This window comes from Vibrio sp. YYF0003, from assembly GCF_036350715.1.
GTDB lineage: Bacteria > Pseudomonadota > Gammaproteobacteria > Enterobacterales > Vibrionaceae > Vibrio > Vibrio natriegens.
Genome location: NZ_JAZDWA010000001.1, coordinates 1233258 through 1250454 on the forward strand (window position 1 = coordinate 1233258; position 17197 = coordinate 1250454).

Sequence of the window (17197 nt, forward strand, 5' to 3'; positions counted from 1 at the left end):
GAGCCGATTGGCTCCCCATTTTTTATATCAACTTTGATTACACAGTAGCTAAGGCCACTTCTTCAATTGGGAAATGTTTAGCTGGCTCGACAAACTCTTGCTGAGCGGCGATTGTTTGTAATTCCCACTCACCAGCATGGAAAGTTGCACTTAGTACGCCATAACATGCATCATGACAGTGCTGGAAAGCCTGTTTCGGGCTCCAGCCCTTGAGTAGCCCAGCAGTAAAAATCGCTGAGATAAGATCACCCACACCAACTGGTTGTTTGGCAAATTCAAAATGCGGGCGTTTTGCCAGATAAATACCATCTTGCATAGCCAGTAGCATGTTGAAGCTGCCGTTATCCAGACAGTAAAGGTGTTTGACCAATACTACCTTCGGCCCTTTCGCTAGCGCTCGCAGACAGGCGGTAATAGCCTCTTCCAACGTATGAATTTCCATTTCTGCAAACTGGCTGAGTTCGAACTGATTTGGCACGATCACATCTGCCATTGGCATCAGACGCGTTAACAGGTTTTCAGCAATCCCCGGAGCAACGATACAGCCTTTATCAGGCGCGCCCATCACTGGGTCACATACATAAAGTGCGTCTGGATTCTTACTCTTAACTTGAGTGACCGTCTGTTCCACGGCGAGGCACTGTTCTGCACTTCCTTGGTAACCAGTTAATACCGCCTGGCATTTTTCCAGAGCGCCAATGTTACCTAAACCACGAACAAGCTCACTGATGTCATCGGCTGAAAACGCTCGACCTGTCCAACCCTCTGCATATTGGGTGTGATTGGAAAACTGCACGGTATGAATAGGCCACACTTCAAAACCCATACGCTGCATCGGAAAGACAGCGCTGCTGTTACCAGCATGACCAAAAGAAACGTGTGATTGTATAGAGAGGATACCCTGCATTGTACCTGTCCTTTTATTTTTGTTATCGATAGTTCAAAGACTGCGGCAAGCGCCAGTTTTGCGAAGCCGCTAGTGTATCCGACTAGCAAAGATTGTTTAACTCAATTCTTAACCATCCCTTACCGATGCCCGTATTTGGCCTTCAGAACCTTGTGCCGGCTTAACCGTGTTGTATAAATAAGAGTTTGCAGGCTGTTAAAGTAAAAGCCTCAAGTGTGAGGCTTATTCAATCATTACGGCTGGAGAAAGTTCTGGGTAAAGTCGAGCGCAGCTTTGGAAGGCTGAGAGGAGAACGATGATTTTGGTGTTGTATCCACCTCATCTGTTATTGACGCATGACAAGAGTTGGTCGTGTATCCTTCGATTGACTGGTCTTGGTCTAAATTAGGCTCATCAGCGATGACATCTTTTAACTCATCTTCATTAGGGAAGTACGCCTCACGTTTATAAACCTTGTTTAACGCACGAATGATAGAGTGCTTTTTTACCACGCCAGATGCCAGCATTCTTTGCAGCGGTTTGGCTATCACCTGTAAGCCCACCACCACATCAACGCCGATATTACCCGCGACTTTATCCCGTAATATTCGAGCTGCTTCGAACCCCATGCTTGCAGAGAGAAACAACCAAATGTAGGCAATAGCGTTGCCAGTTTTGCTCGAATCTTTCCAAGCTTCTCCTGCGTAATACATGGCTTCTGCACTGCCGAGCTCTGCAGCACTTTCCAGCCAATAACGGCCTTTCAGCATGCTTTTTTCAGTACCAATACCTTTGGTGTAACACAGTCCTACCTGAATTTTCCCAGCGATACTGTCTTTCTCTGCGGCCTTCATAAACCAATAAAGTGCGTCGGCATTGTGACCCGACGTATTTTCCGGGGATAACTGCCACTCACCCATATACAGCATCGCATCGACACAACCCTCGTCGGCCGCTTCTTCGATCAGTTCATGTCCTTTGGCGACGTTTTGTTCCACACCTCGGCCGAAAACCAGCGCTTTTCCGGTGATAAATTTCGCTTCCAAATCACCTTCTACGCCAGCGATCGCAGTGCGCCAAAAGTTTGCCTGCTCTTTTAGAACCACATCTTCACGCATACGCTCACTCATACGAACAATGCCGTACATGCCACTGATGTTGTCTAGCTTCGCCGCTTTATCGTACCAATACAAAGCCTGCTTGATATTGTTTCTTTCCGCTTCTTTCGCCAGAAATAAAATCGTCGGTATGTGCCCGGTTTCAGCCTTAAATTCCCGCTCTTTAAGCTCTTGCTCACGAGCTTTTTTCATTGCCTTGCGATATGCCGCCTCACGAGCCTGCCGCTCTGCTTCCAGACGTTGTTTTCGCATCGACAGCGAGATCATCCATACAAATATCAGGACAAGTGAAAGGACAGTTGCCGCAATGGCAATACCCATGCTACTCATAAACCGCCTCTTGTTCTCCATGATATAAATTGACGTTCCCCCATAGGGAAACCCTTAAATTGCTTTTGTCTGAATAGTTTCAGCACTTGGACTTTATATCGGCTACCCGATGAAAATCTGAAGTTGAGAAGTAAAGAATGACGTGATTAAAACTCAGACGCCTTAACTTATTTTTTATCGAAAATTATTGATTGGTTTTTTATAGAAGGTAGTCACGCTTTTGGGGCTGAGACATTCTCCTCCCCTGTCATCCCCCCTTCCTACTCCTATCAAAATTAACATTTTGAGTGTGTGTCACTCCTCTCACTATGCGTCCGTTTTATTAGTTAATTTGTGAACCAAATCCACTGTGTAAGAAAATTTTCATTTGTAAAAAACTAAACAGTCCGTTCTCACATTTTGCTGATGAGTCAGTGTATTAGCATTTCTTTGAACATTTCCTTTCGGCATTTGCACCAGATAGGACGTATGGTTCTTCCGTTCTTTGAGCCGAAGAACTGACGCGTTCTTTATATCAATTCAATAAAAATGGATTTGTAAACGTGGACAAAAAAACATTTAAATTATCAATAATTGCCAAAACCGTACTGCCTTTGATCTCCGTCGCGGTGATCAGCGGTTGTGGTAGTGACAGCACCGACGACAATACCACCAGCCCGAGTGCAGGACTGTACCCTGCGGGAGAGAATGAAGTTGTTGTTTACTATAAACGTGATGTTGCCTCAGCATCTTCAGCAAGCGGCTACGAGGGCTGGGGTCTGCACCTATGGAACGGCGAAGGCTGTACCAGTACTGATTTAGATGCCATGGGCATTACAAGCGGTGGTACTGATTGGGCATCGCCTCGCGAATATGACGGTATCAGCGAAACCTACGGTGCCTACTACGTACTTAAAGTCGATCCTGACGCCGCTGACCCATACGAATGTATGAACTTCATCTTACACAATGGTGATGACAAAGCCTTCGGCAGCGCAAACTCGAAAGTTGAGCTGACTAAGATTGGCGAATCTAAAGGGGTATTTGGCTTCCACGGCAGTAGCGAGCTGTTCTACGAACCAATCGAAGAGCGACCAGTTGACGTTGATGGCCAGAAAGCACACTGGTTAGATGCAAACACTATTGCTTGGGAAGCGGCAGCAAATGCTGACTCAATGAAGCTTTACTACAGCCTGACTAACGACATCCAAATGGATGAAGACAAACAGATCACTGGTGGCACAGCGATAGAACTAAGCAAAACAGGTGATTTGTCTGATGATCTGAAATCTCGCTTCCGTCACTTATCTAGCCTGCAAGCTGCTGGCATTGATGTGGATGACGCTACACTGCGTACGATTCTAAAATCACAAATCGTAATGGTGGCTTACAACGCTGATGGTGATGTCATTTCTGCAACTGAAGTGCAAAAACCAGGCGTACTGGATGCGGTATTCGCTGATGCTGATGCTGGTAACGCGATCGGTCAGGAACTGGGCGCGATTGTCGAAGGCGGCGCTGCAACCTTCAAGCTATGGGCTCCAACGGCTCAAGACGTTTCTCTGATTATCTACGATGAGAATCTGCAAGAAGAATCAACCGTTACAATGACGGAAGACAGCGTAACGGGTATTTGGGTTTCCGAGCCACAAAGTAACGTAGTAAACAAGTTCTACCGCTATCAGGTGAAGGTTTACCATCCAACCACAGGCGTTGTGGAAACACGTATGGTCACTGACCCATACTCATTAAGCTTGTCGCTAAACTCTCTTTACTCACAAGTTGTCGACCTGAACGACGCTAGCTTAATGCCACAAGACTGGAACAATTACGACCGTCCAACCGTTGAAAAAGACGAAGATCACGTATTGTACGAATCACATTTGCGTGATTTCAGTTTCAATGACAGCCAAGGCACACCAGCATATAACGGCAAATACTTAGCGCTAACAGAGCCTGAACGTGAGTCTGTTTCTCACCTACAAGCGCTGAAAGATGCAGGTTTAACAACGCTACACATTCTACCTGCATTTGATATCGCTACCGTCGATGAGAATGTAGACAACCGCGTCGACATCAACGATACCGTTGGCAAACTATGTGGCATTAAACCTGACGCTTCTGTCTGTGAATCAGAAGATGATGCGAAAATCATTGAAGATGTTCTGAACGGTTACGATCCTGCATCTGGGTCTGCACAGAAACTGATGAACGATCTGCGTATGCTAGACAGCTTCAACTGGGGTTACGACCCATTCCATTACACTGTACCGGAAGGCAGCTACGCAACGAACCCGAATGGAACACAGCGTATACTGGAATTTCGTGAGATGGTTCAGGCAACGCATAAGATGGAACTTAAGTTGGTGATGGACGTGGTGTACAACCATACCAACGCATCTGGCATCAATGACAAATCTGTTCTGGATAAAATCGTTCCGGGATACTACCACCGTCTAAACGTGAATACTGGTGGCGTAGAAAACTCTACCTGTTGTGACAACACCGCAACTGAAAACCTGATGATGGGTAAACTGATGGTTGACTCACTGAAGGTTTGGGCGAAAGACTACAAAGTTGACGGCTTCCGTTTTGACTTGATGGGTCACCAGCCAAAAGATGTAATGGTTTACGCTTTAGAGCAAATCCGTGAGATTGACCCGAACACACTATTCTACGGCGAAGGTTGGGACTTTGGTGAGGTGGCTAACGACGCACGCTTCGATCAAGCGACTCAGCTAAACATGGCTGGTACAGAGATCGGTACCTTCTCAGATCGCCTACGTGATGCAGTTCGTGGAGGTGGCCCATTTGATGGTGGTGTCGATTCAGATGGTAAACACTCACTTCGTTACAATCAGGGTTTTGGTAACGCGGCATACGCAAACGAAGAAACCAAAACAGATACTGACGCAGTAAATGGTCGTCTGCACAACCAAGATATCGTTCGTCTGGGTATGGCAGGTAACTTGGCAGATTACATCCTTGTCGATTACACCGGCGAAACCAAGCTTGGTAAGAACGTAGACTACAACGGCGCGCCTGCTGGCTATACTAAGATGCCTTCAGAGAACATCTCTTACGTTTCTAAGCACGATAACCAAACGCTTTGGGATAACAACGCGTACAAGATTGCGACAGGCATCAGCTCGGCTAATCGTGCTCGTATGCAAAGCGTATCACTTTCAACCGTGATGCTAGGACAAGGTATTCCGTTCATTCACATGGGCTCTGAACTCCTTCGTTCAAAATCAATGCAGCGCGACTCTTACGATTCTGGCGACTGGTTCAACCGTGTTTTCTTTGACGGTAGCGACAACAACTGGAACGTAGGTCTGCCTCGTGAAGACAAAGATGGCGATAACTGGGATCTTATCAAAACGATCATCAGTGACAGCACAGCGAAGCCTGATACAACTGACATTGAGCTAACCAAGCAGCAATTCCTCGAGCTACTTAAAATCCGTAGTTCAAGTGAACTGTTCCGTCTGGATACCGCTCAAGAAGTGATGAATCGTGTCGACTTCCGTAACGTTGGGCAAGATCAAGTTGCTGGTCTGATTGTTATGTCGATTGATGACGGTGTCTCTGCAGGTCAGGATCTGGATCCAAACAACGACGCAATTGTCGCAGTAGTTAACTCATCATCTGAGGCACAATCGTTTACCATCGCTGGTGCGAGCGGTTTCGAACTTCATACCGTACAGCAAAACTCTGCGGATGCTGTTGTTCAAGGAGCAAGCTTCTCTGGAGAAACCTTCACTGTACCAGCGCTGACGACGGCAGTCTTTGTACAGCCTCAAGCTGGCGCGCAAGGTGCGGGTCTGCCTGTGAATACGTCAAACAAAGACGTATCAAGCATCCCTCCTTACGGTGAAACGGTTGTTTACGTGAAAGGAACAATGAACGGTTGGGCAGATAGCTCAGACTGGGCAATGACCTTCATTGGTAACGGTATGTACTCTGTAACAGGTGTACTGGAAGCTGGTGACCATGAGTTCAAATTTGCAGACACTGGTTGGTCGAACCCAAATATTGGTTGTAGCGCAGCGGATCAGGCAAGTGATTCCCTTGACTTGGGAACAGGTGACAACTGTGCACTGACTGTGACTGAAACAGGGAAATACACCTTCATCCTTAATGCACTTAACGTTCAAGATGACAGCGTAGAAAAACCAGTTGTTTCGGTAACAAAATCAGCAGACGCACCAACGTTTGGCGAAACGGCACTTTACCTACGCGGTGATGTGACAGACGCTAACTGGGCTGCGATTGAAAGCGCGAAGTTCAGCTATGTCGCAAACGATGTTTACTCATTAGACATCAACCTGACTGCGGGCTCGTTCGAAATGAAGATCGCAAGTTCAGATTGGGCTGACGCCACTAACTTTGGCGGTCAGGGCGCAATTGAATTCGGTACACCATTAACGATGGAGTCTGGTGGCGGTAACATCAGTATCACGGTACCAGCCGACGGAAGCTATAACTTCCACTTCAATGCCGCTGATACAACAGCACCAATCGTGACAGTGACGCAAAACTAAGTCATTTACGATACAAAAAGGGGAAGCCATGCTTCCCCTTTTTTTGTGTTTTTATAAGCCCATATAACCCATTGTTTATTTGGCTGGGATTCCCACTTGAGCAGACAACTAAAAAGCCAAGGATGCCTTTTCAGATTGACAATCGCACTTGGCTTCAGAGAAAAGCGTCCAGAAGTTTTATTCAGAGACGGTAAAGAATCGAGCTTGTAACGGCGACATCGAGATTAGATACTGGCCATTGCTTGACGTAATGGTCTCGTTGGTTAACAGATCCACCAGAGCACTATTACTCCCTACCGATTCCTCACTTAGTATTACGTTTTTTGCACTTTCTAGCGTGTTCAACGCAAACAATACCTGATCGGTACCAGCTGTCTTTAAGTCGACATAGCTGCCATTACTCGACAACAGGTTAGCGCGAGAACCTTCATATAACGCAGGGTGCGCAGCACGCATTGTCATCAGAGATTGAACATAACTTTTAAGATCAGCCTGATTAGCATCTAAAGTTGCGGTAATACCTTCAATTTTCGCGCTGCTTCTGGCAACGTGGTCATCACATAATCCCGCCAAAGCACAAGTATTGATGTCTTCTTTTGCTGCAAAACCATCGACTTGGTCGCCAATTTCGTCTCCGTAATATAAAGTGATCGGCCCCGAGTAAGCTGCCTGGAAAGCAAATGCCGCTTTATGGCGTAACCAATATTCTGCATCGTTCACATCTGCAATCCCACCCCGTTGCAATAGATCACCAAAGCGCACTAAATCGTGATTGCCTATCATTAAGTTAGGTTGTGCATGACTTGGGTACTGTTGATGCGTAAGATAACCATTATCCAGCCAGTCTGCCCCTCTGCCGCCTACACCACTTTCGTTTACGGCTAACGTTTCGACAATGCGGTAACGCATCGGAAAATCAAAAGCAGAACACAAGGCAGGATCACTTTCTGTGCCATAGGCTTCATCTGCTATATCTGATTCCCCTTTCCAGATTTCCGCCACCATGTAGCCAAGAGGGTTCACCTGCTCACCGTCACTATTGGTGTATGTCACGTTTTGCGAGGCTTGATCCACCGCTTTACGCAGTTGTGCCCAAGCGTCGGTCGGTACCTGATAAGCCTGATCTAAACGCCATCCGTCTATCTTGAGCTCGTTGATCCAATAAGTCGCCACTTCTTTATAAAATTCAAGGCTCTGTGGATAATCAACAGGGTTATTTGATCCAGATGGTAGCAAGCCGGATGGAGAAGGTTTAATTAACCCCGCTTTATGGTGACCAAACACACCATCAAAAAAGACATACAAGCCTCGTCTGTGTGCTTCTTCCACCAGCGTTCTTGCGGTTTCTAAATCACCAAAGTGTGGATCTATAGTAAAGTAATCCGTCGCATAGTACCCCGTGGCATCCAGACGATCAGCCCAGTCATCTTGCCCATCAATGGCTTCAGACTCAAAAATTGGCGTTAGCCAAATTGCATTCATCCCCAAGCTTTGGATGTAGTCCAGTGAATCAATAATACCTTGCAGGTCACCATTGTGATGACTAGTGCCATATCCCGTGGAATAACCAATACTCGTATCGCCATCGACAAAGCTTTCAACCATGATCTGATAAGTCCGAAGCTGATTACTTTGCTCCAATACATTTGTCTGGCAAGCATAGTTACTGACTTCGGGTAAAGTTGCTCCGTTATCACCATCAGATGAATTGCAGCCCGAAAGAGCGCCTGTTACGGCTAAGGCCAGAAAAGACCGATATAGTCGTTTATTCACGTATAATCTCCCAAAAAATTAGCCCCAGCATTTTTCACATGCAGGGGCTAATTAAATAAAAATCAAATTAAGCTAACTTAATAGAATATTACTGGCACTTATTTACCATGACATGAAGAGGTTTACCTTCCCCTTCAAACTGAAGGCTCCAGACATATTTCCCGTCTTCTTTAATATCAACTGAAGTATCTGTACCGTAACCACCAAATGTTAATGGCGTTAATTCGCCAACATTCATTCGATTGCCTTTAGCCGTAAACTGAGGGAACCATAACTCTGTTGCATACTGCATTTTAAATGAGCCTGATTTTTCTTGAGTCACAGCTTGGTAGATATTATTTCCTTTGTAATTATATTGGCGCTGAGGCACATGTTTCCAGTCAGAATCTGCAAATGTACCAACGACAAATAACGGTTTCTTAATTGGTCCTTTGTCTGCACTATCTGGGTTATCACAAGCCTGCATGAATGCAATCGCTTCCGCATCAGACATATTCATAACAGGCTGCGCAGCCGTTTCAGACTCAGAGGTAGATTGACAACCAACTAAAGCAACAAGTAAGGCAGCAGCAAGAGAAGTCTTCATCATCTTCATATTCACGTCATTCCTTTTTAATTAGTAAAGCTCGATAGAACAGAGAAAGTTTAATATTGAGATTCCCTCATGCATGAGGTAAGAAAACTTTATCCTGCTGAGCTTATTTACTTGGATAGGTATATTCCCCCGAGCATAAAGTCAGGTTAGGAATATTGTTTAATTATTACTCTAATTAGTATTAAAAACAAAAGGATAAAAATAAATATGTGAATGAGGTAACTGTATGTAGGGGTAAATATTTAAACGTTAATTTATTATTTAAAAGGCCAGCATTGCACTGGCCTTTTTTATTCGATTATTTGCTATTTACCGCTTTAACAAATACATCTTGCGCGCCTTCTATACCTAACTCTTTCGCTTCATCGAGCAAGGTTAAGGCTTTAGGAATATTGTCTTCGGATACTGCTCTTTCAATTGCACGGTGGTAGTAACCGGTTAATTCCGCACCTTCTGGAATATTATCGTTTTTCGCAACAATCTTAGTCGTAACGATATCATTTGCAGTTACCGATAGACGGAACTGACCAAGAGGGCTGTGCTTTGCAAATGGATCAGCAATATCTGGCGGCTGAGTATGACGCGCTTTAGCATAGGCTTTCGCCGGATGCAGAATCTGAGTACTTCCTTTCAAATCTTCGGAAGTGGTGTAAATCAACACATGAAGGTCATTACCACTCATGTCAGGAATAACATTGAGATCGAGTACGAATTTGTCGTTATCCAACATTTTTGCAGGTACGTACTCAAACTTTGAAAAATCTGCTGAATAAACGGTTTTTCCGTCCGCATTAACCACGATTACATTTGGTGCGTAAAATTGAAGGTCAGTGCTAACGAATGTCTCTAGTTGTAAATCGAGACTGCCACGGTTTCCCGGAAGTGCAAACGCGGCGATAGCACCTGCACTGTTACCATCCAGTAGCATTTGGCTTTTATCAGTCAAAGCAAAATCAGTAACCACAGGTACATCAAGCGGTACCCATTGAATATCACCGGACTGGGTGATCACCTGTTGCTGGTCATTAGAAGTCATCTCTACTTGTTCTACAGACGCACAGCCAGACGCCAACATGCCCAGCAGTACGGGAGCAAGCCATTTTCTCATTACTGTCTACCTCGACTTTTTTATTGTTTTTGAAATAAATACAGCCAGATAGGTTCTGGCTGTATCATTCTAGGACAATTTAGGACTTAGTGGCTAGATGATTACCACCAAGCTTCAGCTTGTACACCAAATTGGAATGTATCGTCTGAACGACCGCCGTCAAATTTTTGCGTATCGTTGTCGTCGTCAGCTGTTAGGTAAGTCGCGTATAGACGGATTTCTGGACGAGCCCAGAAGCTAGAGCCAGCAGACCAAGCTTGAGCAACAGTCATCTTACCGTAAGTGCTTTCGAAACCATCGTTGTCGTCGATTGCGTAACCCGCTTCGAAGATAGTCTTGTTGTTTTCATCCCATTTAAACATTGGGCGAGCAACTACAGAGAATGTTTCCCACTTGTCTTGACCATCCCACATGTCGTTACCAACACCGTACACTAACTGGTGACCAAGTTCCCAGTTGTCGCCTAGGCCAATTACACCCCAGTTGATGATACGGTAGCCGTCTGCACCGTCGTTAGCTTCTGCACCGTACCAGCTACCATCGCCGTAGAATGCGAATGCTTTAGAGTAACCTTCAGTACCGTATTGGAATACTGTTTTGTTAAAGCCAGAGTCTAGACCTTGAGTCAACTCAGCAGTAACCATAACGCCGTTTTTCGCATCTTTAGTGCTGTTAGACGCATCTTCAGTTTCGTTTACGATTGCGTAATCCAGACCCATTTCTAGAGACGCATTTGACCATAGAGAAAGGCCTGCGTAGCGAAGGTCTAGCGTGTTAACGTTTGCTGCATCGCCGTCGTTACCTTCATCAGTGATGTCTGAACGGTCGTTACGAACCCATGCGAAAGATAGTTTACCAGGGCCAGCTTCGATACCTTCGATACCCGCGCCAGCACCAGAGATGTTCCAGTAGTAGAAGTCAGAGATATGAACGTCGTGACGTTGGTAGAAACGCTTACCTGCCCAAAGTGTTGCTTCAGGAGCGAAGTTTAGCAGGCCTTTTGCTTGAACGTTGAACTGACGTAGAGCGAACTGTGCATCATCAACACACTCAACTGCGTCGCCAGCGTCGTTTAAACCACAGTTAGTAGAAGTACTTTCCCAGTCATTAGAGCCGTTAGAAGTCATTGCAACCATAGAGTCTACGTAGAACGTTTTACCGTTGTTGTTGTAAACTTCTTGGCCTAGTTGTACTTCACCGTAGATATCGCCTTCGTTACCAAGACGACCAATTTTGTTCTTTTCAAATGTTACTTGTTGGCCACCGTCACCACTCACGCCAACACCAGCACGCATGTAACCATGAAAATCCACTGCGAATGCAGAGCCAGCAGCTAAAGAAGCAGCCACTGCTGCAGCAATTACACTTACTTTTTTCATTCTTAACTCCATTAAGGGTATTTATAATTCTGTCTTCCCTGCTCGCTCTAAAGATGAATAAAAGGCAGTTTAACTTCACCTAGAGAAAGAGAGGTAAGATGGGAACAAGTCCCCGTTTGTTTCAACAGAATCGAGATTACCCGAGGCGTACAAGGATGACTTCCTCCGCCCTAAACTAAATTAAGGGGGATGAGAAAGGCGTAGAAAATATACCGTATGGCGTTTCATCTAGCTATATCACGGATATAGGGCGTAGTCCGTAAGTATTTTTATTTATGGACTCGTACAAAATGATAGGAGGATCAAATTTTAAACACAAAAGTGAATATTTAAAGTAATTAAATTACATGAATATTTTATCTTGTTTTGTAATTAAGGCTGTTGACCTTAGTAAGACAAAGTTTTTAACTTATAGTTTCCTATAGGTAGCAATAATTATTAAATAAAGAATCTCAGATGACGCAATTTCGATCTCGCCCATACCCCTTGGGTGCAACACTGAATAAAGAAGGCTGTAACTTCTCTATTCATTCGCCCGAGAATAAAGACATAAAACTGGCGTTGTTTTCCGACGACGACAAGTACACGCTGCACGATTTACCAGGCGAATACGCTGGTATACGGCACACCTTTATTCCAAAAGTTAAGGCTGGTCAGAAGTACGGCTACATCGTCTCCCATAATGATGAACCGCTGCTCATCTCGGACCCTTACGCGAAATCAATCGATAAGGCGCTCCATTACCAGCCCCCTTACTCTGCAAAGAAAAGCTTTGATATGCCAAAGTGTGTGGTTATCAAAGATGATTTTGACTGGCAGAAAACGGAACACCCGCGAATCCCAAGAGAAGAAATGGTGCTATTCGAGACCCACGTAAAAGGTCTCACTCAACTTCACCCCAAAGTTGATGCCGCCAAGAAAGGACATTATCTCGGTTTGTCTACACCAGAGATGTTGGCTTTCTATAGGCAGCAGAACATTAACACGTTGCAGTTGCTACCTGTCGCCGCGTGTATGCACGAGCCCCATTTACTCGAAATGAAGAAAGCGAACTACTGGGGCTATAATCCCTACCTGTTCATGACCCCTGATCCCCGCTATGCGAAAAAGGACGCGGTTACAGAGCTAAAAACAACCATTCGTGAGCTTCATAAAAACGGGATCGAAGTCATTCTTGATGTGGTCTATAACCACACCGCTGAAGGCGGCGAAGGCCCAACAATTTTCAACCTCAAAGCCCTAGATTCACGTTTTTACATTAAGCATGGCACCCACTTTGCTAACTATACCGGGTGTGGCAATACCGTCGATCTCACTTATCAACCGGCTCTAAACTTAGTGATGGATACGCTTCGTTACTGGGTTAGTGAGTTCAAAGTGGATGGTTTCCGCTTCGATTTGGCCGCCACACTTGGCCGTCAGGGAGACAATTACAACCCTGAAGCGGCATTTTTCAAAGCGGTGGCACAAGATCCTATTCTTCGTGAAACCAAGTTAATCGCAGAGCCTTGGGATATCGGCCCTAACGGCTACCAAGTGGGTAACTTTCCGTTTGGCTGGAATGAATGTAACGATAAGCTTCGTGACATCTCTCGTAGCTTCTGGCGCGGAGATCAAGGCTACTTAAAAGAGTTCGCGACTCGCCTGATGGGTTCGCGAGATATCTATAGCGCTGCAAACTGGCCTTACAAACTGACCGTCAACTACATCACTTATCATGACGGCTTCACTCTGCAAGACCTGGTGTCCTACAAACACAAACACAATGAAGCCAACGGCGAAGAGAACCGCGATGGACACGGTGATAACCGCTCAGAAAACTACGGTGTAGAAGGTGAGACGGAAAACTTGATGATCATTGCGACTCGCGAAAAGCAGAAACGTAATCTGATCGCGAGCTTGTTGTTTTCATTCGGCATTCCTCACATCCTAACCGCTGATGTGCTGTCTCATACACAGGGAGGTAATAACAATGCCTACTGTCAGGACAACGAAACCAGTTGGTTAAACTGGAGCCAAACAGAGCGTAAGCAACATTTCAAAGTCTGGATGTCGCAAATGGTTGCCAATCGTAAGAAATACATGGTGCCATTTATTCGTTCGTTCAGTGGTGACAGCCGCAATAACAATCGTATTTTCTGGCGAAGAACTGATGGCCACTTAATGGAACATGATGACTGGAACCGGCTTAGCTCTGTTGCACTTCACCTTGGGATTGGCAAAGACGGGCAAGAGTTGGTGTACTTAATCAACCAAACCAATGCGACTGCGCGCTTTAAGTTGCCAAATGATCGCAAACAAAATTGGATAACGATTTGTGATACCAATGTACGCAACTTAAATCCAGGCCACGCTGAAGGCGAAGTGCTGCTTTCACCGACGTCAATGGTGATATTACATTACCAACCGAACTCGAAAGCTAAACCTTCAGCAGAATAAGCGTTTGTTTGGATGAAATAACAATAAAAAACCGATGCTTTAATTCGCATCGGTTTTTTATTTTTAGCTTAGGGGAACGTTCCCTAAAAGGATGTTTCCATCTAGCACGTTTCACGTTCGATGTTTTGGAACGTCAGCACCACTTTGCTCATCTCTTCACCACGGCCTTCAATACGTTCAAGCAACATTTTCGCGGCATTTTCCCCAGCCTTATCAAAGGCATAGTTGAAAGTAGATAAACTCGGAATACTGATGCTCGAAAGTTCATCATTACCAACACCCAGTACACGTACTTGTTCACCGACCTTTATACCCATTTCACGCAGTGCCTTAACAGCACCAACGGCGATACGGTCAGTCGCACAAAACAGTCCATCAACTTCTGGATAGGTTCTGATCAACTCTTGCGCTTGCTGATAGCCTGACTCTATGGTGAAGTCGCCTCTGGCATGGACGAGCAATGATTGTTGATGAAAGGCTAAAGCCTGCTCAAGTCCCTGAGAACGCTGTGCATCAACCGCGATGTCATCGCCCTGAACACCAATGAAAGCGACATGCTGACAACCTGCTGCAATCAGGCGGTTACCCGCTTCAAAACCAACACGTACATCGTCATGGACAACACTTGGTACATTATGCAGAGAGCCATCTTGCCCCACCAGAACAACAGGTACATTAGACTGTTGAATGGCTTTCACTAGTTTCGCATCTAGGTGCGTTGCATAGAGTATAATTCCTTCGACCCTTTTTTGATTAAAGATCTGAATATACTCAACTTCTTTTTCATAAACCTGATGTGTATTGGCTAACAAGACGTGTTTTCCGGACCGTTCAATAACAGCGGTCAACCCATCAACACCCTGAGAAATAGCATGAGAAGACACGCGCGGTACGATCACGCCAATAAGGTTTGTCTTCTGAGATTTGAGATCCTTAGCAACCTGATTCACTACGTAACCACATTCTTCCACCGCTTTACGTACTTTCACTTTGGTAGCTTCTTTTACCCCATACTCGTTGTTTATCACGCGAGATACGGTGGATTTCGACACACCAGCCAAACGCGCAACGTCGTGCAAACTTGCCATATTGCCCCTATTCCACTTATTTATTGGGATTGTTTGCAGAAAGCGCTCTGTATCCCTAGTCAATTAACGTGATTTTACCCTCGTTAAGCGGAATTTTGTTGACGAATATGGGGATCACACTCACACATTTTAGTCTTTTGTTTTGACCGCTTGTGAATAATCATCAAAAATCCATTTTGCAAACGTTCCCAAAAAATACAAAAACGATAAATCAGGTGCTAATAGGTACTCAGACCACAAACACAGGTTGGCTTGAGTATTATAAAGTCAAACATCCCCTCGATAACGAGTGGTAAAACAGGTGATTCAGTAACAATGAGCGATCTGTAATATTGGCGATAGCACTTGGATACATTTTAAATTTCAGTAATACCAATCGGGGTGTGCAATGAACTATCCAGTCATAGCAAAACAATTACTAGAGCACTTAGGCGGTAAAGATAACCTACAAGCACTTGCTCACTGCGCTACGCGTCTACGCTTAGCGCTAAAAGACGAAGAAAAAGTCAATGAAGAAGCCATAGGCGAATTAGACGGGGTTAAAGGTCAGTTCAAAGTTGCTGGTCAGTATCAGATTATTTTCGGCTCTGGCATTGTAAACCAGGTTTACGCCGAAATGGCGAAACAGACTGGCCTGGCCGAAATGTCTACGAACGACGTCGCGTCAGCAGGTGCTCAGAAACAAAATATCGTTCAACGTGCAGTGAAAGGACTGTCGGATATTTTTGTTCCAATCATCCCCGCGATCGTTGCCGGCGGTCTGCTTATGGGTCTTTTCAATCTGCTTACCGCACAAGGTTTGTTTATTGAAGGTCAGTCGATCATCGAAGCGTACCCAGGCCTGGCAGACCTAGCGAGCATGATCAACACATTCGCCAACGCGCCTTTTGTTTATTTACCTGTTTTATTGGCGTTTTCTGCTTCGAAGAAATTTGGTGGTAACCCATTCTTGGGTGCTGCACTCGGCATGCTGATGGTTCACCCAGACTTACTGAATGGTTGGGGCTTCGGCAGTGCATCAGTTTCGGGCACGGTCCCAACTTGGAACATTCTGGGCTTGGAGATCCAAAAAGTCGGCTACCAAGGCTCAGTACTTCCAGTACTCGTGTCTGCGTTTATTCTGGCAAAAGTCGAACTTGGCCTGCGTAAAATTATCCCTTCCGTATTGGATAACTTGCTAACCCCAATGCTGGCTATCTTTATTACTGGCTTTGTGACGTTCACTTTGGTCGGTCCGTTTACTCGTGACCTTGGCTTTATGCTGGGTGATGGTCTGAACTGGCTATACGATTCGGCTGGTTTTGTTGGTGGCGCTCTGTTTGGCTTTATCTACGCTCCATTTGTTATTACCGGTATGCACCACAGCTTCATCGCAATTGAAACTCAGCTATTGGCAGACATCGCAACCACCGGCGGTACATTTATTTTCCCTATTGCTGCCATGTCGAATGTCGCTCAAGGCGCAGCTGCATTAGCGGTAGGTTTCACAACGCGCGATACGAAAATGAAAGGCATCGCTGTCCCATCTGGTATCACTGGGTTATTGGGTATTACCGAGCCAGCAATGTTCGGTGTGAACCTGAAGCTTCGCTACCCGTTCTTAGCAGCAATCGTAGGCTCAGCCGTTGCGAGTGCGTTTATCACCCTATTTAACGTGAAAGCGCAAGCACTTGGTGCAGCAGGCTTACCTGGCATAATCTCTATCTCACCAGACAAAATAAGCTACTACATCATTGGCATGATTATCTCTTTCATCACCGCATTTGCCCTGACCGTCGTATTGGGCATGCGTGAAAAGGCAAAACAGAATAAGCAAGCAACCGCTTAAACGTTTCGTCTCTTAGTTAACCACTGCCCTATCTCATTTCTCGCCCCAGAGAAATGAGGAGATAGATAAGATGAAATACGGCCCCCCCTGCCATTAGGTTTTAATACCAAGCCAGTCAAAAATTTTTTGA

The 17197-nt window shown here is 45.3% G+C and carries 10 protein-coding genes; 3 read left to right on the top strand and 7 right to left on the bottom strand.

Annotation, left to right across the window (positions count from 1 at the left end; translation table 11 throughout):
* Positions 1-37: 37 nt before the first annotated feature.
* Positions 38-907, bottom strand: coding sequence for a pyridoxal kinase PdxY (gene pdxY / locus V1U08_RS05415; protein WP_330470115.1), 870 nt, complete (start codon positions 905-907; stop codon positions 38-40).
* A 233-nt stretch (positions 908-1140) separates the two neighbouring features.
* Positions 1141-2334 (bottom strand): tetratricopeptide repeat protein, encoded by a 1194-nt coding sequence (locus V1U08_RS05420; RefSeq protein ID WP_330470116.1) that lies wholly within the window; start codon positions 2332-2334, stop codon positions 1141-1143.
* Positions 2335-2876: 542 nt separating this feature from the next.
* On the opposite strand from V1U08_RS05420, the gene pulA reads away from it, so the two are divergent.
* Positions 2877-6857: a pullulanase-type alpha-1,6-glucosidase gene (pulA, locus tag V1U08_RS05425; protein ID WP_330470117.1), complete on the top strand. Its 3981-nt coding sequence runs from the start codon at positions 2877-2879 to the stop codon at positions 6855-6857.
* Positions 6858-7034: 177 nt separating this feature from the next.
* Here the strand turns inward: pulA and V1U08_RS05430 are convergent, their stop codons facing one another.
* From V1U08_RS05430 to V1U08_RS05445, 4 genes are all read right to left on the bottom strand, one after another.
* Entirely contained in the window at positions 7035-8630 is a 1596-nt protein-coding gene (locus V1U08_RS05430; RefSeq protein ID WP_330470118.1) for an alpha-amylase family glycosyl hydrolase, read from the bottom strand.
* Positions 8631-8718: 88 nt separating this feature from the next.
* Positions 8719-9225, bottom strand: a complete 507-nt coding sequence (locus V1U08_RS05435; RefSeq protein WP_014234999.1) for a hypothetical protein — start codon at positions 9223-9225, stop codon at positions 8719-8721.
* A 298-nt stretch (positions 9226-9523) separates the two neighbouring features.
* Entirely contained in the window at positions 9524-10333 is an 810-nt protein-coding gene (locus V1U08_RS05440; RefSeq protein ID WP_330470119.1) for a MalM family protein, read from the bottom strand.
* Positions 10334-10434: 101 nt separating this feature from the next.
* Entirely contained in the window at positions 10435-11712 is a 1278-nt protein-coding gene (locus tag V1U08_RS05445) for a maltoporin (RefSeq protein ID WP_014235001.1), read from the bottom strand.
* Between the two features lie 456 nt (positions 11713-12168).
* Between V1U08_RS05445 and glgX the strand changes: the two genes are divergently transcribed.
* Positions 12169-14151 (top strand): glycogen debranching protein GlgX, encoded by a 1983-nt coding sequence (gene glgX / locus V1U08_RS05450; protein ID WP_330470120.1) that lies wholly within the window; start codon positions 12169-12171, stop codon positions 14149-14151.
* A 101-nt stretch (positions 14152-14252) separates the two neighbouring features.
* On the opposite strand, the gene V1U08_RS05455 is transcribed toward glgX, so the two are convergent.
* Complete coding sequence (locus V1U08_RS05455; protein WP_329354307.1) at positions 14253-15239, bottom strand: LacI family DNA-binding transcriptional regulator; 987 nt, start codon at positions 15237-15239, stop codon at positions 14253-14255.
* 388 nt (positions 15240-15627) lie between these two features.
* On the opposite strand from V1U08_RS05455, the gene V1U08_RS05460 reads away from it, so the two are divergent.
* A complete protein-coding gene (locus V1U08_RS05460; RefSeq protein WP_014235004.1) occupies positions 15628-17067 on the top strand; it encodes a sucrose-specific PTS transporter subunit IIBC in 1440 nt (479 codons plus the stop codon).
* Positions 17068-17197 lie beyond the last annotated feature (130 nt).